Annotated in this window: 12 protein-coding genes; 1 reads left to right on the plus strand and 11 read right to left on the minus strand. The window is 57.5% G+C overall.

From position 1 onward, the window contains the following. Positions 1-46 precede the first annotated feature (46 nt). The 11 genes from LPA37_RS05215 to LPA37_RS05265 all read right to left on the minus strand — a co-directional run bounded on the left by LPA37_RS05215 (position 47) and on the right by LPA37_RS05265 (position 17,931). Entirely contained in the window at positions 47-1,483 is a 1,437-nt protein-coding gene (locus tag LPA37_RS05215; RefSeq protein WP_229011900.1) for a hypothetical protein, read from the minus strand. Next, positions 1,480-6,483: an AAA domain-containing protein gene (locus tag LPA37_RS05220; protein ID WP_229011902.1), complete on the minus strand. Its 5,004-nt coding sequence runs from the start codon at positions 6,481-6,483 to the stop codon at positions 1,480-1,482. The genes LPA37_RS05215 and LPA37_RS05220 overlap by 4 nt, the downstream gene beginning before the upstream one ends. A gap of 101 nt (positions 6,484-6,584) precedes the next feature. Beyond that, positions 6,585-8,114 (minus strand): UvrD-helicase domain-containing protein, encoded by a 1,530-nt coding sequence (locus tag LPA37_RS05225; protein WP_229011904.1) that lies wholly within the window; start codon positions 8,112-8,114, stop codon positions 6,585-6,587. Continuing rightward, positions 8,111-9,787 carry an ATP-dependent nuclease gene (locus LPA37_RS05230; protein WP_229011905.1) on the minus strand — a complete coding sequence of 559 codons (1,677 nt, stop codon included), beginning with the start codon at positions 9,785-9,787 and terminating at the stop codon, positions 8,111-8,113. The genes LPA37_RS05225 and LPA37_RS05230 overlap by 4 nt, the downstream gene beginning before the upstream one ends. A gap of 418 nt (positions 9,788-10,205) precedes the next feature. Next, positions 10,206-10,634 carry a hypothetical protein gene (locus LPA37_RS05235; protein ID WP_229011907.1) on the minus strand — a complete coding sequence of 143 codons (429 nt, stop codon included), beginning with the start codon at positions 10,632-10,634 and terminating at the stop codon, positions 10,206-10,208. 184 nt (positions 10,635-10,818) lie between these two features. Next, on the minus strand, positions 10,819-11,745 hold the full coding sequence (locus LPA37_RS05240; RefSeq protein WP_229011908.1) for a toll/interleukin-1 receptor domain-containing protein: 927 nt from the start codon (positions 11,743-11,745) through the stop codon (positions 10,819-10,821). A gap of 24 nt (positions 11,746-11,769) precedes the next feature. Then, a complete protein-coding gene (locus tag LPA37_RS05245) occupies positions 11,770-12,537 on the minus strand; it encodes a hypothetical protein (protein ID WP_229011910.1) in 768 nt (255 codons plus the stop codon). 182 nt (positions 12,538-12,719) lie between these two features. Then, positions 12,720-14,591, minus strand: a complete 1,872-nt coding sequence (locus LPA37_RS05250; protein ID WP_229011912.1) for a DUF3732 domain-containing protein — start codon at positions 14,589-14,591, stop codon at positions 12,720-12,722. Between the two features lie 71 nt (positions 14,592-14,662). Then, the gene (locus LPA37_RS05255; protein ID WP_229011914.1) at positions 14,663-15,178 is read right to left on the minus strand and encodes a three component ABC system middle component; all 516 of its coding nucleotides are present in this window, start codon (positions 15,176-15,178) and stop codon (positions 14,663-14,665) included. Then, entirely contained in the window at positions 15,175-16,389 is a 1,215-nt protein-coding gene (locus LPA37_RS05260) for an ABC-three component system protein (protein WP_229011916.1), read from the minus strand. Before LPA37_RS05260 ends, LPA37_RS05255 begins: the two co-directional genes overlap by 4 nt. 387 nt (positions 16,390-16,776) lie before the next feature. After that, positions 16,777-17,931, minus strand: a complete 1,155-nt coding sequence (locus LPA37_RS05265) for a tyrosine-type recombinase/integrase (RefSeq protein ID WP_229011918.1) — start codon at positions 17,929-17,931, stop codon at positions 16,777-16,779. Between the two features lie 179 nt (positions 17,932-18,110). Here LPA37_RS05265 and LPA37_RS05270 point away from each other — a divergent pair, with 179 nt between their 5' ends. Further along, a complete protein-coding gene (locus LPA37_RS05270; RefSeq protein WP_229011920.1) occupies positions 18,111-19,064 on the plus strand; it encodes a DNA-binding protein in 954 nt (317 codons plus the stop codon). The last annotated feature ends 145 nt before the right edge of the window (positions 19,065-19,209 follow it).

Raw genomic sequence — 19,209 nt, forward strand, 5'->3', positions numbered from 1 at the left:
CTCCGCAGGCTTCGTCAAGCAGCACGTTCCGAGAGCGAACACTACCTCATTGGCCTGTAGGAGTCTCTCTGGCAGCAATTTTCCCCAGGTCCTCCGCCACGCGCTGGACAACCGAAGCATCGAACGAGAGGAAACCGAGCGGCACGGGAATGCCATTATTCGCCTTGATCGGTGCGTGCACCAGCACTGCGCAAACCAGATCCGGAATTATAAAAACCTCAACGGCCGGTGCAATCGCGGCCTGTTCGGCGAGGAACTGATGGTGATCAAAAGCCTCGGCGAGGTAGCGCGGCAGAGGGTTGCGAGTTATCGCAGTCGCACTGACCCGTTGGGGTTCAGCATCTCCCGAAGGCTCTGGAAAAAGCAGGCGTTCAATGCTGTTCAGTGTGGCAGGAAGAACTCTCGTATGACCCCACCGCACTTCCGGAACTATCCATTGGATTTCCACAATCAGTGGTTTGTTTGCAGACCGTTCAAGGGCATATCTGACTGCATTGTGCAGACGCTCATTGTTAGCCGGAGTAAATAGTGTGCCTAGTAAAGGAACCGTGGGCCGATCGGAACGCAACTCCCCTGCCCGGGTGCCCGCAGCGTGGAAATACCTTTCGACCGCTAGTCCGTCGCGGCGAATGAATTCCCGAAGAAAATCGGGTGCCCATTTTGTAAGTAGCTGATAGCCCTGAATATCGTCTGGTCGCTTGCTAACTTTCAGCGTTTCCATGAATGCGGTGACGGACTCGACCACCGTGTATCGATCCTCAAGCTGCTGAGCCTCTCGCCAGTGCGAAAGATCGGCTTCAGCTGCATGGGGTCGGCCAGTCGTCGCGGTGACGGTGATCGGAACGATCGTCGAAAATCGGTCTCCCGCGACCACATTATCGATTGAATAGAGCGTCGGCTTTTTGTTGGCCAGTTTTCGATCCGATGCTAGGAACAGCTCGGAAAAATGCGTCCAGAATGCTTTGGGCACGCGTTGTCTAGCATTTGCAACTATCTCGACGTCCAGGACCGGGAGTTCATCAAGCTTCATGGCAAACACGCTGAGTCCGCGAAGGTCGACCGGACATAGAGAGAGCAAATCGAACGAAACGCTCTCGGTCCGTTTTTCCACGGCGTAAATTGCCGGCGACTGCTGATCTTCGAGAAACAGGCTTTGTCCCGAGGCCGTGAGCCAGGCTTGTCCGTTTGAGCGGGACACGTAGTCACGCGACGTAACCTCTTCGAGCACAAAAGACAATTCACGCTGATTAAAACCGAAAAAACTGGCTATGTCGGCTTCCAGAACGCCGTCCGCCGCGTGCAGCAGACGCAGCAGGAACTCACTGGTTGGCGACACCGATCCGCGCTCGGACACCTTGAACGACACGGCAAAGCGACGACACGGAAGCAGCACGTCGATCGAGTCCAGGACGATAACCTGTTCGTCCACGGATTCGGCTGAACGGGACGGTAATTTGAGTATCGGGCGATTTGTCTGTGTCATCGCGAGGTCCCCTTCATAGGTCTGCGCGAGCGTCCAGATGGAGTTGCGGAACGCTGGACAGTGTCCGTCTCTCTTAGCCCTCTGTACGCAACCGCATCTATTTCCCTCGCATCGCCCTGGTCCATCTGCGTTGCGAATTCTTTGCGAACTTTCCCCATTGGACCCGTGGATCGCCAGCCTCGCATAGCGCCAACTAACACCAGCCGATCCATCGCACGGCTGACGGCGACATTCAGTCTGTTAGGGCGGGACATGAAACCCTCAAGAATAGTGTTCGTTCCAGCTTCGATTCTTCCATCGCTGTTGTTTCTTACCAGCGACAGGATGACTACTGGATTCTCTTTGCCCTGATAGCTGTCGACGGTATCGATTTTGATTGTCGAACGCATGCTGTCGCTTATAAAGGCGCTGCGTAGCTTTTGGCGAACCAGTTCGCACTGCGCTCGATAGGTGCAGATGATGCCGATGGCATGCGCGTGCTCGGTCTGTGTCTCAACCCATTCGCGAAACTTGGTGTGTCGATCCCATTCTTTAATAAGGTCAACGATCAGTTCGGCTTCAATGGGGTTGTTGATCGCGTGTTTGCGATTATCGGGTTCATTTTGATGAGCAAGCTCACCAAATTTATCAGTCGCTAGCCAAACTAACGGCTTATCGAGCGTAGTCGGAAGACAGTCCTTTGGGATAATAGGATCGGTTCTGCCGTGCGTCAACGTGCCGCCGTAAAACGCTTCCGAAGCGATGCTCCCGATTGGCGATAGCATACGATACTGTTCGGTGAGTGTCTGGCCTGCCGCAGTACCGTAACCTGAACTGAAAACCCGCTCGAAGTCGCTCATGACAACCTGACGTTCGGTGGTTGAGATTTTTTTTGCTACATGCTTTACCACCTCCGGACGGTGTGTCGGTTCCAGTTGGCAGTGATCTCCCACGAGGACGATCCATCGCCCCGCTTGCAGCGGAACTGCCAATTCGCTCGCGGTGCATCGCGCAGCCTCGTCCACGATGACCAAATCAAAGGAAGTGGACGTCAACCCAAGTGAGGCCCGACCCAGTCCGACACATGTACCAGCGACGATTTGTCTAGTGCCGGCAAGAAACGTCTCAAATGTTCTTTCGCGAGTCGATACGCTGCCGACGAAATCACGTGCGAGATTCGCAATATCCCTGAAATGTTCGAGCTTTGCTGCGTTTGTAAATCCAGCTTGACCTGCGAGATCAACCGCCACGTCATCTAGGTCGTCCGCTGCGACGATGTCCTTGATGTCGAACCGGTGCGCGAGCTTTTCGAATAGCAACTCCAGAGTTTGACGCAGGCCTGATTCGCGTGCATCTGCAGATGAGTCTGACAATTCATCCTGAATTTGTTCCAGACGCTCAACGACTGGACGAATGAGTGTCTCAAGAACGATTAGCTGCTCGACGAGGTCATCTGGAATTCCCAGTACACTGCCGGCCAGACGAAGACGAACCGACTGGTCTGCCCGAAACCGGTCCTTGAAAAGGTTTTCGACCTTCTCTGTGTGATAAGCCAGCAAGCGGTCTGAGACATTACTCTCATGCCCTACTCTTAGCAGATTTGGCGTTTCTCCTGCCTCGTGAAAAAGCTTAACGACTGCTTCGGCTGCCCCATTCACTGCCTCGTGTGACTGGCTGGCCACGAGCACGTTGCGAGCCAAGCCCTGTGTAAGAGCGAAATGAACCAGAGCCCCTATGAATCGGGTTTTTCCAGTTCCAGGTGGCCCCTGGAGTAGACCGACTGGCCGCGTTTCAAGAAGGTTCGACAGTGCTTCTGCCTGGACCTTATTCAGCCCGTATCGCGTGGCTAGGTCCGATGGTTCTGCGGCCACTGAACGCTTGGTTACCGAGTCCGCGCTTCTGCTATCGAAGACGTCAATAAGGTCAGGACACCGCCCCTCGCGGGCGAGCAACCGCATGGTCGCGTCTCGGCGCCTCGAGCGGCTCGTGACCTCAAAGTGACTTTCGAACCTCAACCGCTGCCCATCGGCCACTAACCCTTCCCCTGCCTTTCCGCCCCACTTGCGGACATCAATCTCAAGCTGGTTGGCCGTGGACGTAGTCAGATCGAGCTGGCCGATACGTGTCCATCGATCGCCTTTGTCAAGTCGGATGACGGTAACCGTGTCTTCCCGGCCGAAGTCAAACGTCCCAGAGTCCAGATCGAACGGAACGACGTGTCGTTGCGTTTGACGCTTATAAGCACTTGCACCTGTCGCTTCACCCTCGATGACAAATTCTGCTTCCGAATCGATCAGGTGACGCCAAAGGGCCAGGACGTCGAGTTGCCCTGCCGCGGACTGCGACGAAATTTTCTCTTCAAGCTCGTCGGTTGAAATTTCCGAAGGAGGCTCGATGTCCTCGTTGACATCGTCCCCAGCGGATGCCTGACGGTCGGCCTCGCTATTTAGCGCCAACCTGTATGCTGCATCCCATGCTTCCACGATATCCTTGTCGGATAAGACATCCTCAAGATCGCTGAAATCGTCTCGATCCGCAGCTACGAGCGTGAACTCCGCCGCAATCGCTGCGAATTCCCATCGCGCGATACTTGCGATCTGTTTCTGGTCAATGGATTCCCGGCGTACGGAAACGGCTTGCCTCCGACCGTCCAATTGAAAGATCAGCTGTTCGACTGCCCCGCGAACACGCAACTGCCTCCCCCCGGACGTTACCCGGAATGCCAGAGACCCCTCGTCCGAGAGGAATGGACGTGTGTCAGTTGACCAAACGCTTAGGGTAATCTCACGGGCAGTATTGTCGATGGCTGTGTCAAGAATGAAATCGAGGGCCTCTGCAAGAGGCAGCAATGTTCCATTCTGTGGCGACTCAGTGCGGATTTTCAGAATGGCTTCACTAAGCTTTTCCAATCCGCCAGCAGCTATGTTTGTACGGGCGACAACCTCCTCGACAATACATGTTGTGGCGTAGCAGTCTCGCTCGAAGCGGCCACCTGTCATGGGCGCGTACGCCCGCGACATTTTCTCTCCGTCATCGACGTGGACGAAATCAAGAAGATCCACGAGAAGCGGACGCGGCGATTCTTCGGTGATAACGAGAATGTTTTCAGGCTTAATGTCGCCGTGGGCGATCTTTTTCTCGTGTAGCGACACCACCGTAGCAACGAGCGATCGCAGGAAGGCAAGACCGAACTGCGCCTCCGTCCATGGAAGGTCCGAGGTTGACAAGGATTGGGCGAGATTCGGACTTTCGATGAAGTCCTGGATCAGCACAACCGCGTCACCGAGCCAAATAGCACGCAGAATCCCTGCGCATCCCGCAGGGCGATCGATGATCATGCCTTCCGCCTGCTCAAGGAACGCCAACAACCGCGGTGCCTCGCGCGCCTGGTCGCCCCACCCTTCGCGTTTCCACATTTTTACAAGGACTGGCTTCCCCTCAGAAACGCTTCGCCACATCGCGATATACGCGTCATCTCTAATCTCTTCGACGACGGGATATTCCCGCATGAGCTTCATTTGTGACGCGACTGTGCGGAATCGCTCGAGTCCTTTCAGAACGTCCGCGGCAGACGGTTTTGATTCCAGAGCTGAATTCAACGTCTCGAGCATCGTGGAGGCGTCGGCGTACCGATCGTCCGCAGACCATGCGAGCGAACTCTCAAACCACTTATGCAGAGCTTCGAATGCACCATCCTTGTCTACTGACGCGTTCCATTCGGGAGGATTGCCAGAGGTTGCTGCCGGAGGACAGGCAAAGAGCAATTGATGAGCAACACACCCCAACAGAAAAACGTCTTTCTTTCTGGAGTCGACGTCGAGTCCAAACTCGTCTTCTGGGAGTCTCACTGTGGACAGGAATTGATGCCGGTGACTGCCGAGGGACTTCACATCTTGAAAGCTCGCTGACATCAGATGCGACAGCCGAACAAGGGACGGTGGCTCGATCCAGACGCTGTGCGCGCCGATATCAAGGTGTGATGCTTTAAGACCGTGCATCAATGCGCCCCTGTGTACGATCTGGCGGACAAGTTCGATCCGCATTTCGCGCGGGAACTCGAGAATCTGGTTGCGACTCAGATCCAGAAGGCGCTGCAACCTCTTTCGACGGTCGAAGACTTCCCAATATTCGATGCCTTTTTCATCATCGTCGGTGCGAGGCTGCAGAATCGTAGTCTCAAATTCGGCATTTCGATCGTTAAGCCAGGCGATAACTTCGCGTTCGCGTCCCGCAATCTCGCGGCGACCGTCCTCGTTCTGGAATCGTGTCTCTGCCCTTGTAAAATCCCAGCGGCGCAACAGTCCTGTCGCGCCGCCGGCTGTGTTATCGGCTACGTCGTATTCGCGATAAATCTGTTTTGGATGTTCAAACGTGTGGGCGTCCGACAGAGCCTGAAAGCCTCCATACCGGCGGCTTGATGGCTTGAAGTATCCCTCCTTCACGTTAAAAAACTGCTGCCACAGGTTCCGCCACGGCTCGGTCGTCAGGTCCTTTGAGTGGAATGCGGCGGGAACCCCAGCAAGCATTGCAACCCGTTGCTTCGGGTCTTGAAGAGCCTTGATGAAAGCATCGAGAGAAAATACGCGGTTAATTTCCGTCAGAGATATACCGGAACGGTCGTTTGTTCCCGTCAGCACCACACAGCCGTCGACCCTGGGGCACGTGGTAAATCCGTTCAGTCTTGCTCGTGCTGCGGGCGTTTTCAAAAAGCGCTGCAGCATCAGATAGAGTTCCCGGGAATTCCCAAGGATCTTATCGACAGGAGATCCGCCCTCGCGAGCACTTCCATTTACGCTCCACGCCCCTCCCGAGCTTGTGATCTTGCCGTGCCAGTCTTTCAGGTCTATCGCGAGGACCCGATCTTCGATCACCAGTATTACGTCGATTTCACGACCGCCATAGGGCAGTGCAAGCTCCAGGTTGGTGAACGCCATCCAACCGCTTGGCAGTTCAGTCTGCAGCCGATTGATACCGTGTATTTCACGATCGTGGATGCCTCGGCCCTTGTTATAGATTTTCAATTGGCTTTTCTCTCAAGTTCAAATGCGGCTCCGGCAGTCCGATTTGCGCTCGAAGAGCGCCTGCCGGTCGCGATGATCGTTTCGTGCATGTGATTGCGCTCTCAACGGAGTTTGAAAAGGGGACTGGGGTTGGATGTGGGGACCACCAGCGTCAGGCTTTTCTTACCCCTGCTGAGCGCGACATACATCTTAGACTTCGCGTAGAGGGTGGAGGTGAACTGCGTCTTGTCGCAGGCCATCAGCATCGCATGGTCACACTCGAGTCCCTTCGCCTTGTGAATAGTGCTGAGCACCTTCCTGGGCGGGAATGGGCGAGAGTACGAGCGCATGCGCGACACCTCGGCAAAGCCCTCGTCGGGTCCCGCGAACTGGCCGATACGTATGGCATCTCTGAGTTCAGAACTATGGTCGATTTTCACCGTGTCGAAGCCCGAAGCGGCCTCTTTCACCAAGGCGCTTATCTTCGACAGCGCGTCCGAAACTCCAATGTGCGTCGGATCATTCAATAGGCTACGTGCAATCGCCTGTAGGTGGGCTGGTTTTCCCGTGGTGGGACGGACTGCACCAGCGCGAATCTCCTGAATCAGCCTGTTACCATGGCTCGACGGACTGAATCCGGCTGCAACGCTGCCCATAAAGGTGATCACACCTCGCGCTAGCGCTTCAGCATCACCATGTTCGTCACGTAGCGTTTGCACCAGCGTACCCAATGCTTCGCGTGTATGTCCTTCCCAGATCGGTACTGCACGTCCCCAGAAAGACCGAAACGCGGTCACCATGTCGTTCTGTGACGCCAGAATCATCAGCTGGGGGGTGTCGCGCAGCACCTTGTCTATCGGAGTTCTGTGCTCCTTGGACAGTTGATAGCCAGTGCGCGTCTGAGATGTGTTGTTCCCCGGCAGCACCCTTACCGACGGAGGCAGATTGTTTGTCAGGTCAATTGGCGTCCCCTGCTCCAGGCTCTCGCGAGCCTTGACAACCCACGCTCCTAACAGGGGGCAACCGTCTTCCCAGCGATACGGGGTGATCAATCTCTCGCTGGCACCCAACGCTTTCAGGGCCTCCCAGCGTGTACGGTCCTCACGCGCAGCCTTGTCACTTTTGGCGCCGTAGATCCGCTGCATGGGATCACCAAAAATTCGGACCATCGACCCGGCGGACAACAGGGACATCACGACACCATGCTGGTCGACACTGGAGTCCTGGTGCTCATCACAGACGATGACCGGATAGCGTCGTGCAAGCGCACGCGCCACCATCGGCTGAAGGCGGAGAAATCCGGCAACCTTGGCTGCCATGATCTCGAAACCCTGACCACCATTCTGCCAAGCCCACGATGTCAAATCTCGGGGCAGGTCCAATGGCTTGTGGTAAGCCAGCGCGATCTGTGCAATCAAGGCGTCAATGGTCTTGATTTCCACCCGTGGGCCGGCTGTTCTGGTGCGATCCGCGAAAACCGAGCACGCGGCATGGGTGTGCGTCAGGATCAGCAGCCGGCCATCGCCAAGGCTTCCCACGACATCCTGTGCATAGGAGGCACCTTGGTACGTCTTACCGCAACCGGCAGCGGCCTCAATGATCACCAACGGTTCGCGTGATCGAAGAAGCTTTGTGACGACCTCGTCGCTCATAGATCGAGTTTTTCCAAAGCGGGCTGCCCCACGGCCACCAGTACCGAATTGATGAGCGGAAGCAGCTTCTTTTCCAAGTCACGCAACGCCCCCAGTGCGACCATCTTTTCCGCCAGTTCACGCCCGCCAGCGGTGGACTTGAACCATTGCTGAGAGTGCTTTTTCCAAGCCTTCTCCTGCCCCGCAGGAGCTCCCTCTTTGTTGCCAGTAGCGGCCGAAATGATCAGGGCTCGCCAGCTCTTTCCCGAAGCAATCAACGCCGCACCGATCGCCTCCGGCGTCTTCTCCTGGAGACCAAGCCGGTCAGCCAATGTCCGAAGCCGATAGCCATCCAGTTCGCCATCACGGTCCTTGAGCAGTTCAAGAAGCTTGGCCTCGGGGACAGCCGCGAGTACGTGGTCTTCCGTGCAACCTTTTGGCCATTGGTACAGGCGCGCTTTCAGTTTCTCCTTGAGATCCTTCCAGCGTTTTGGCGCAGTGCCCTCATCGTCTGCCAGGCCGGCGAACAGTAGCCCGGAAGAGACAAGTGTCTCCAACAGGTCCAAGGTCGCCTCGTTTCCTTGGCCGTCGCATACGCGAACACCGTAATCGAGCGGGTTGCCCACGAACGCCTTCTCCAGCAGAAACTGCAAGAATCCGACCTCGGTAGGGCCCTCTGCGATGACGGCGACGCGCGACAAAAATGTTTCGGGATCCCGCCTTTGTTGCGGACCGATCTTGTCCCTGGGCAAAGAGCCTATAGCCCCAAGGCTGTCGAGATACCAGAGGTGTGCATCCTTGGCGCAGGAGATGGCAACGGGGCTATGAGTTGTGAGAAATATCTGGCCTTGCTGTTTGGCCAGGATGTTGATTAGCTTGCGCAGGCGGTAGGGCTCCAAACCGCGTTCGATTTCGTCGATAAGGGTGACACTTGCCTCCTTGTCCGTCGACGAGGCGATCTCCAGCGCAGCCATCCGGCGAGTACCTGCCCCCCAACTGCTCAGGGGTAGAGCAACGCCATTTTTGGTCGCCAGCAAACCGATCAACGCACCGATGGACAGCCCCTGGCTGGTCGTGAGACCGAGCTTCAGTTCACCGGGAAGTGCTGCATCTGTCATGCGCGTGTCCAACGCCCCAATCGCCTCCTTGCCCTTCTCGTTGAGCGTTTTGTGCAGGTCAAGGTCTGACACCTGTTTCCCGATCCTGGCCCGCAAGGCATTGTCGGCCAGCAAGCGGTCGAGAGCAGAGCCATAGACCAGGCGCAAGTCGCGATCATTACGCTCGTCTGCGCTCATTCGAACCAGGCCGATGCGTCGGCGAACGGCTGTGGAGAAATGGTCGAATTCGTCGTTGGGCTGGACGACCTCCCACGCAAGCTCCAGCTCCGTGGTCCCCCTCACGCGCACGCGATATACCGGCTCGCCAGGACTTGACGGATCGACGTCCCCATCTGCGGATGGTGCGAGGGCGTCCTGGCCGTTCCATGCCCATGGCCAGGCAAAAGTGTTTTGCGATCCAATGCCGGTGGCATCGGGGAGCGTCATGACTGCCTCGATCAGGAATTCCTGCGCGCTGTCCCGCGCCCAATAGTCTGCCTCGGAGATGACCGTGGTGTTCGATGGCGAAAGCAGCAAAGCGATCGCTTCCAAGACCGTTGTCTTTCCGACGTCTCCTCCGCCGAGAATGACGTTCATACCCTCCGCCGGTAGCCATATCAGGGACTTGATACCCCTAAAGCGCTGGATGGTCAGCTTGCGGATCTGTGCAGTTAAAGCCACTGTTACCCCCTCAGTCCCAAAGCGCGTAGCCAAGCGTCCCCCTGCACAAAGGCATCCTGCTGCCTCTCATCGGCGGTGCGCTCCCCCGAAAACTTCAGTGTTCTCGACAAACCAACGCGCAGGTCGGCTCGAAACCATCGGCGGTACGCCCGCTCCTATGGCCCGTCTGCGGCTGCGTGTATCCATGCGTAGCTCCGCAACGGTTAGCCATTGCTGTTGTTTGGAGCATGCTGAACGACTTCATGATCAACGGCGACCAGGCGGAACCCCAGAAGCGGCACTGGACGATTCCCCACCCTGATCGACGCTTAGCCGCCGTTTCTGTCGACTTCAACTAGAGTGGCGAAACCTCATCAATCCGGACGATGATCTTGGGCGGAAGTGGTCCACAGTCTTCGGACCGAACAGATACCTCAGTCTCTCCGGCGTACAGGAGATCCGAAAGTTCGCTGGCCACGACCCCATACCTATCGAACAGCGTCTCATCGATGTGATAAATCACACCATCGCATGTGTTGTCAGTCGTCGCGAAATAACGTGCGACCTCATAGTTTCGCGTGGTCGAAATGAAGCATCCATTCCATTTTCCCGTGTCGATGTGATGCGGACGTACAGCGTTATTTTCCGACTCTCCGTAGGTAAACTTCCCATCGGCAACCCATGAACCATCGAAACGAGGCACCACAGTCAGGCTGCTACCTTTCGGGTAGACAACGCCGTTGTTCCGATCGTGACCACTACGATTTTGACCGCGATAAAGCATACCCATCCTTTTTAGGCCATCCAACTGATACGGCTGGTCGCCACCCAACTGCCGCATGACTAGCCGAGTTCTCGGCATCTCTCGACGCGTCCGACTGTCCTCAACCGGTCCGTTGCCGCAAAGCTGCGTGCAAATACAGTCACCTGAGTCGCCCACAAGCGCGCAGATCGCTGAATCGGGGTGATCAAAATGAAACTGGACGAGGGCCTAGCGGCGGCACTGGGATTGGAACGTTGTGAAGTTCCCGAACCAGGTCCTTGTATGCATTTTCCGCATCCGGGCCGTCGGTCAGGTCCAAATATCTCCGTCCCTGCAGATCCTGCGGGACGAAAGCCTCGCCGGCCGAAGATCGACGCACAACAGGAATGAATTTATTTGTTCCGACGTCGCGCATGATGTGACTGCTTAAGAGCATCTGTTCATAGCCCACGCCGCCCTGCCGTTCGTAGCCCCTACGCACATATTGCTCGGTCGAGATAACAAGCACGCGATCACTTTCGCGAACGCCTCTGACCATAAACGTGCTTAGGTCCTCACCAAGGCCGAGATGCCACTGATCCAGGACTACGTCGATGCCGTCGCGCCGCAGGGCCGTTGCCAGCTGCGCGACCCACGTACGATGCTCCGGTGAATCCCAGGAATACGAAATGAAGACGCGCGGAGGTCGCGCTTGCGGCGCGAGTATCGGGTCGGATGTAATGCCTGCAGCGTGGAGTACGTGGCCGAGATCAACGTTCTTCACTGCCCAATGGGTACGGGTGACCTCCCCCTTGGACCCGATGTCCAGTGCATCCCACAGGCCAGAAAGAACTTGTGGAGATATTCCCGGGATGGTGGGATCAAGCGCAAACGTCAAGCCGAACTCTGACTGCCTGCGCATCAACCCGGTAATCCGGCCGACCCGGGCGGGCGCCTGAACATATTTCTCGTACGCAAATAGAGTGGGCAATGACATCAGCGCGGCGAGCGCGCTCTCGTCCGCAATGCTGAAACGCTGCTTCACACTATCGTGCGTATATTCGAAGACCCGGTCGTAACCCATCGTCCAAGATGTACCGGTCCAAGCTTCGTCATTGCCGGACATCAGCAAATTGTAATATTGGTTTTGCATGAGAATCCCTGCTTAACGTTGTGCTTACAATCCCGAGCCGAGTTTTCGCTTCAGCAGAAACCAGCACATGCCCAGTGCGAGTGATCGGCCAAGCCGAGCCATTTGCTCTTCTGAGACTCCGACTGGCCGATGGGACCCGGGGCTGACGAAACCATACACGCCTGCCAGGCCTTTCTCTTCCTCCAGGGTGATCAGGCCAGCCGTCCTCAGATAGGAGATCACTGTCCCCCATTTTGACGCGTTGTAGTTATGGTCCTTCGGTGCCTTCATACTTTCCGCGATATCTACCGCAAGCGTTTCTAGAGCGATGCGAGCGTCGTTGAGAGACGCGTTGTAATTTGGAGGAGTTGCGCGAAACATTTCTGTCGATTCGTTGATCTTGCGAATGATCTCTGAAGCACGTGGTGCACCGCAGCTTCCCAACTCCCGCAACAGATCATCGTCGATCGGAGTAGCATCCCCGATTGACGGATCGCTCGCCCGGATCTCCCTGTCCTCAACCACGTAGCCATCGAGCACGAGACATTGCACAAGATCGGTCCAGCGTTCGTCGAAGCGGTACCTTGGGCTAACTGCGGACCGCAGGTTGCCTTGCGTGCGAACAATTTCGTCAAGCACGACCATCATTGCATTCTGATCGGCGCGCGTCAGCGTATCCGTGAGGCCGCGAAGCAGCAGTGCCGGATACAGATCCGAAAAGATACCGGCCTTGCCGAGCAGTACGGTGCAGACCGTCGGCTCCTGAAGGGCCAGAAACTGACACAGCGATAGCCTTGTTCGTTGACTAACCATGACACGCCCTCTCTTTCTATGATCCACGGTTGCTGCGTCTTCCGGTGTGCGACCCTTGCGCGGAACCGTCGCGGGAACAGGCGAAGGTCGAGGAAAGCCGGAACAGCGCTCTTAGTCTGGACTCACAGAAGAAAATCAGTAGAAAAGCAGTCCGACAAACGCACGAAAATAGAAATGCACTACTAACTCAATAGCGGCCAGTCTTGCGGGATAAGCTTGACCCCGTTGCGCCAACGCTCACGCACGGCTGCCTGAAACCGTGGGTCATCGCTGAAGTCAGGATGGTCCGTGATAATGACCTGGAAGCGGCCTTCCTCTTCTTCAATCACGTCGAATATCAACCTGTAAAGCGCTTTGACCGCCTTGCGGTCTGTATCGATTTTGCTGGGATCCACGTTTTCGCGCTGGACGGCATCTGGAGAGAAATGCGCCTGCGAAAGCTGATCGAGCAGAAGAAATGAGGGAACGGGGCGCTTCCGTTCTGCGAACCACTTGTGCAGGGCAAGATGCGCAACGATATGGTAGCCAACGTGGTTTTCCCCGCTGCCAATTTCTCGCATCGGGATCGGCCGATTCGGGGTGTCTGCAACAATAGTCAGCGCCCTCGGGTCGAGGCGCAGCGGACTATCCGAGTATTCGAGGTCGACACGTTCAGCGTAGTCGGAGAGACTGCGGTTGACGTTGGACAGGCACGACTCCAGACGTTCCTGGATGGCGTCCGCACTGACGGCTTCGTAGAGCTCCAGTTCCTGCTCTCTGAGCTTTGCAAGCTTGTTGCGTTGCTCACTTACGTCTGGCATCTCCGGAATGTTTTCGACGTACAGGCTGATACGCCCGACTACCAGGGCCTGACGCGCCTCTGTGTCCGACGCGAGCTGTAGTCGCTTGCTTGACCGCTTGATGGAACCAAGTAACTCGCGATTCGTCTCCAGGTCGCGACGGTTCTCTATGAGTTTTTCTTCAATCTCGACAATCGCGGATTCAATGCGTGGCGTCGCCGAATCCATCGCGCCGCCGCGCTCTCCGATATTGTCCTTCGCTGCGCGCAGCTCATCGATTGACGGTGCAGCGGACGCTGCCGGAAGGTCCTGCAGACACAATGGGCACGCGTGACCTTGAGCAGAAGGTTCAAAAACGGAAATTGCCCCCAGTCGCGCGACATGCTCGGCGGCTTCTTTTGCGAATCCCCGGGAATTGCCTTCAAACGCGCGCGCCCTGTCAATTGCAACCTGTATGGCGCGTTGCGCCTGCAATAACTCAGTACGTTTCTGTGTCAGTCTATGGAATTCGGCCTGGTCATCACCTTCGGCAACAGGCGGAGCGATCGGAGAGTTCTGTATCCGTTTTAGGACTTCCACTTTGTCAGCCCACGAAGCGTCATCCGCGAGGTCGGACAGCCCGACCGATTTAGCCTCTGCCAGCAGGGTGTCAGCACGACTCACGCCGTCGCCGACGATTGCGGACGCTTCGGCCAGCCGCTTTTCGAGTTGCCGGATTTCGGCGCGAACCTGCTTCAGCAGCTGCTGGTTCCGGATGTATTCGTCTGTAACGGCGCCAAGAAAGTATGGCAACGTGTCCTTGATCGCCTGGGCTACAAAGCGATCGCTAGCACCATGAAACAGGACGCCCTTCTGGCCAATCTCGTTTTGTGACTGGAAGCAGAACGTAAGCGCGTGATTAAAGGTCGCGGACAGCGGCGGACGTGAGTGTCCTGCCGGCGGCTCGTGCAGATAGTCTGTTATCCCCACCCAGGACGCCAGCATCGCCGCCAGCCCGTCGGTGTTCGTGGTCTGCCGAAGTTCGGCGGATTGCGGAATATCGAGCGATTGGCCAATCTTGATGAAAACTGCCTCGTTCGATTTGCCGTTACCGACAGGCAGCTTCCGCGCTATAAACGCCTGCCCGTGCGTTGTCTGCAACAAAAGACCAAACCATCCGGCGCCCCGCCGGATGATTCCCTCGGGAACATCGAGTGCGGACGAGCCGAAGCAATAGTCGATTACGCCGAGGATTGCGGATTTTCCCGTGCGCGAGTCGCCGGAGATGATGTTCACCTTTCCGGGCTCCAATGGCAATACCCGGTGACGACCGTCATGACTATATGCGACGATCGCTCTTATCTGAATCATGGCTGAAGTCCCAGAAGCGCAAGCGTGGTAGCGGATGTTCCGTTCTTTTGTAGCCAGCGGCCTACAAACTGGCCCCGGCGGGCGCAATCCTGCACATCAGGACCCGCGTGTTTCACATAGCTTGTCATTTTCTTTTTTGCGCTGTCAATCGGAGCCACGCTCGGCCCGGCAGTAATAAGCGCCCCGTGATGAACGCCAAAAATGATTGCTTCCCTCACGTAGGGTCGCAATATTTCGACTCCTCTTGCGATCGCGGATCGCTCAAGCGGATTATCCTGAAGCCAGGCGATGAGAGAGGTTCGGATGGTGCTGGGTAGCTGCGAGCGCGTCTGGCCACGAAGCACGAGGCTTGCACCCACAAACGATAGTTCCAGCGGCAAACCGTCTTCGTCTGATTCCGTCGAGAGCGCCTCCTCCCTGTATCCCAGCGCGATGTGCCACAGGACAACTGCACAGAATGCAGGATTCAGGAGATTGCGCTGCTCAATAGTTCGCTCATGCCATGATGTCATGACGTACTGCCCTCGACCTGCAGATCGAGAAGTGCTTCAAGCCGCCCCGCAAAATCGGGATGCCAGCCAAGCCGTCGCTCGTCGGCGAGCATATGCAGTGACCCGCGACATACCCACGGAACACTGACGCCTTTCTTGATAGGCACCAATCCGTCTTCCGCCCACTTCAGAATTGCCCGGCCAGCCCGCATCATCTCTTCTTCGCCCGCGGTCTCTTGCAGTTCATCACAAACCTGGGCGCGGACGAGTTCCCACTCACGAAGCAGCCGCGTTTCGTATTGCTTCAGATCAGTCTCGAAGAGCAGATCATGACGGGTCCAGAGGGATCTCTGGCGGAATGCCTGCAAGTAACTTGTGATCGCATTGTGGATGCGCAACCTGCTGCCACCGACCAGTTCGATCTGCTTGTAGAAGGGGCGGTTAGCAAACTCTGGCAAGGAATCGAGCGCGACCATGAGCGCATCGATCTCGTGATCAATAGGTAATGAATCAGGCTTCAACGACTCCTGTATTTCAAGTATCTGCGCATCCATTTCCGCACGGCTGATGCCGTCATCGGCGCTTACGAGTCCGTGGACCACGCGGCTCAGCCACCAGCCCTCAAGCATCTGGACGGCCATTTCATGGTGATGGAGTGAGACGTGGTAAAGCTCTGACTGCAACTGATCAGTGATTTCGTCCACGTTCGGCTGCGCTGGGACCACGAAGATATTCTCGAGGAGCGCCTTTCTCGCGCCGTCTTCCAACGCGAGATAGGCCTTGAAGATGTCGGAAAGCTCTTCGTTCGTTGACGTAGTAGCGGCGTGCTTCAAAAGCTTCGCGGCGGTTTCCACGTTCCGCTTCGTCTGGTCGCAGGAAAGTGCCTCACATGCCGTTCCTTCCGAGACGGTGGACGTCGTGATCAGGAAATGCGAGACAGCTACCGGGATCTCACCGGACGAAGAACCGACCAGCCAGACGCGCAATGTCTTCCAGAGCTCGGCGCTCAGATCACCAAGGCTCGCGGCGGTATTGAGTGCATGTTTCGTTTGCAACACCGCAACAGGATCACCGTCGGCGTGAAAACTCACGTCATCGAGTGCTTCGATTTTGACAACGAAGTCCGCAGTCCGGCTTTTCCTGACTGCCCACACTAGCGCAAGCCGAACCTGATAGAGGTATCCGAGCATTGACGGCCCGGCGTTGAAAGCACTAACGCTCGTCTGCTTCATCGTGTGTTTGCTCCTGCTCACCGCGCTCGGACTACGTGCAACTGCTCGGCACATTACGGCCTTCCACCTTCTGGTGAAAGCGCAGCAGACCAGGTCCAGGCCTCGAAATAAAACGGGGTGCCCGTGATGGCAGCCGGGTTGCCACGTCCGTTGCGGGGGGGGGTAGGCGGGGGCAAGTATTTGCGCTGGTCACACACGTTGAGTGCAGCCGACGCTGTGGCATCTCATTGAATATGCGATTTGCATGAGATTGCGGAACATCGTCGGCTTTCGCCCTAGACTTGTCGAAACAGAGATTGGCGCTCTCGTCCGCCATGTTGCCCCCGATTTCTTATGGTTTTAAATAGCGAAGCGATTCTCTCACATTATGTTTATGTGTTGCAGGGATCAGTTCTGCTCGAGTTCGCGCACGGTATCGGCGTGCCGCTGGTCATCTTCAGCGTGCAGATAGATGCCGGTTGTCTGGATCGACGCATGACGCATGTTCTTCTGGATGAAGCGCAGGTCCGTGCCTGCATCGGCTTGATGTGTCGCAGCGCTATGGCGGAGCCAGTGTGTTGACGCGCGTCGCAGCGTTTCAGCGCTGGCCACGTCGCCCGCTTCGATCATATCGGCGGCGCGTCGAAACACTTCCTTGACGATCAGATAGACCGCGGCTGGCGTCAGGTGTCTGTGCGGATCGCCCGCGACGCTCATCACCGCGGCCGCCGTCTCATTTCCCGACGGCGTCGGTGCCAGCCCATGAAAAACCCGGTACCGCGCGAGGTCCGCCATCAGCGCGGCGCTCACCGGCACCTCCCCTTCGGTGCCGCCCTTCCCGACCACGTGCAGCCACCATTTGCTCCGGCGCTGATAGAAGTCTGCGGCTTTCGCATTTGCCGCTTCCGAGACCCGCAGCCCCGTGTGGTACAGCAGGCGGATGAGCCATCGGCTGCGCTCATAGTGCTGGTGATCGCGGGTCGTGATCCGCGGCCATTGCTCGACGCTGGCGAGCACGTGGTCCCACAGCGCGTGATCCAGATACCTCTCGACCCGCCGCGTGCGCCTCGCCGCTGCACCCGTCCGGCGGCGCAACGCGAGCGGATTGCCGGCCAGATAGCCGGCACTGACCAGATAGGACAGCAGACCCGACACGATCCCAAGCGCCTGATGCTGGCTGCGCTCGGACAAGGGCCCGTCGAACAGTCGTCGCGTGCCCCCGCGCCGCGGCCGGGTCGGATCGGCCCAGCTGCCGGTCGGCGCCGCGAGAAACTGCTCATAGAGCAGAAAGTCCTCGCGCGTCAGGCTCGAGAGTGGCTTGCCCAGCGCCTGGGTGGCCCACAGCAGCAGGCGCACCGCTTCCTTGCGATAGCTGCGCAATGTGTGCGGCGAACCCGCATATTCCGCGAGCCACAGGCGCACGGCCTCGACGTCGCTGTCAGCGGCGATCTGCCGATGCCCGCCGCGTGCGCGGTTGATACCGTCGCGCCCATCGAGGGCCGCCGGCAGCGCAATCGGCAGGACTGGCTCTCGCGACTCCGGGGTGGTGGCTGGCAGATTCATGGTGAGACGCGTTTTCGAATGGAGTTTTCGCAGCGTACACGATCAGCACTTGCGATTATGGGCGTTATCACAAATTTTACTCGGTAATCGTTATGCATATAATGTTATACAGCAATATACAGTTATAATTTTCCGGCGAGACGCCCTCTTCAACCGCTTTGCACGGTGAAACTCCATCCATGAGCCGTATCAGTGATACCCGAATCCGCACTCGCGAAGCCGCAGTGCGGCTCGTCACCTCAGGCCGGCTCGCGCATGAACTCACCGTCGACCTGATCTACGCGGAAATCCGCCAGGGCAGCCGCACCACCATCAATGACGAACTGAAACTGTGGAAGGACGAGCAGACGCGCAATGACGCGCTCGCCGCAGCGCTGCCGCCGCCGGTCGCCAATGCGATGCTGTCGGTATGGGCGCTCGCGGTCGAACAAGGCGAACGAGTCTTTGCGCAGCGTGGCGACGAACTCGAAGCGGAAGCGGCCGCGGCCCTCACACGCGCCGGGACACTCGAGACCGCCAATGCGGAACTTCAGGGCGAACTTCGCAGCGTTCGCGGCCAGCTTGATGACCAGCAGGCACGACTTGCCACGGTGCTTGCGGAACTCGCACAGACCCAAACCGGACGTGACGCCTCCCTCCGGCTGGCCGAAGCATCTGCAGCCGAAAGGGACACCCTCCGCACGCAATCGGAACAGGCGCTGCACGACATGCGATCTGCCCATCTCCATGAACTCGAAGCTTTACGCACCACCCACACCGAACATGAAGCGGCGTTGCGGGCAGAGGTTGATCGGGCGACGTCCCGGCTCGAGGGCGTCCAGAAGCGCGTGATGCTGCAGACCGAGGAGGCGCGAGATGCGCAACGGCGCGCGGAAGCCGCGCTTTCGGAAGCCCGGCAGCGAAATGAGCAGCTTGTCGCCGATGTCCAGCGGCTCTCGGCAGACGCCGCCGAGCACAGGCGGCTTGCCGGGAGGCATGAGCGGCAGCTCGGTAGTGCTATGGAAGAGGCTCGCGACCTGCGGCGCGAACGCGACACGCTCGCCCAGCAACTCGCGCGACTCCAGGGACAACTCAAGGCCCGTGATGAGTCCTCGTCGGCGCGTAAAACCAGGCGTTCGCGTCAGGAAGCCTGATAGTACGCCGGGCTATTCGGACGTCCGTGAACACCTCGCCGGACCGTCAACAGAGGTCGCCGCATCGGACGCCGATGCTGCCCCTGTGATGGCGAGCGTGCCATCAGCCAGCTTGCGTGACGACCATTACGTTCTCGCACGACGA

The sequence above is a fragment of the Paraburkholderia gardini genome (assembly GCF_907164545.1).
Taxonomy (GTDB): Bacteria; Pseudomonadota; Gammaproteobacteria; order Burkholderiales; family Burkholderiaceae; genus Paraburkholderia; species Paraburkholderia gardini.

Coding starts and splice junctions, on each gene's coding strand:
- LPA37_RS05270 (WP_229011920.1), top strand. CDS start 18,111: ATGAGCCGTATCAGTGATACCCGAATCCGCACTCGCGAAGCCGCAGTG.
- LPA37_RS05260 (WP_229011916.1), bottom strand. CDS start 16,389: ATGAAGCAGACGAGCGTTAGTGCTTTCAACGCCGGGCCGTCAATGCTC.
- LPA37_RS05255 (WP_229011914.1), bottom strand. CDS start 15,178: ATGACATCATGGCATGAGCGAACTATTGAGCAGCGCAATCTCCTGAAT.
- LPA37_RS05245 (WP_229011910.1), bottom strand. CDS start 12,537: ATGGTTAGTCAACGAACAAGGCTATCGCTGTGTCAGTTTCTGGCCCTT.
- LPA37_RS05265 (WP_229011918.1), bottom strand. CDS start 17,931: ATGAATCTGCCAGCCACCACCCCGGAGTCGCGAGAGCCAGTCCTGCCG.
- LPA37_RS05230 (WP_229011905.1), bottom strand. CDS start 9,787: ATGAACGTCATTCTCGGCGGAGGAGACGTCGGAAAGACAACGGTCTTG.
- LPA37_RS05215 (WP_229011900.1), bottom strand. CDS start 1,483: ATGACACAGACAAATCGCCCGATACTCAAATTACCGTCCCGTTCAGCC.
- LPA37_RS05225 (WP_229011904.1), bottom strand. CDS start 8,114: ATGAGCGACGAGGTCGTCACAAAGCTTCTTCGATCACGCGAACCGTTG.
- LPA37_RS05240 (WP_229011908.1), bottom strand. CDS start 11,745: ATGCAAAACCAATATTACAATTTGCTGATGTCCGGCAATGACGAAGCT.
- LPA37_RS05235 (WP_229011907.1), bottom strand. CDS start 10,634: ATGCTTTATCGCGGTCAAAATCGTAGTGGTCACGATCGGAACAACGGC.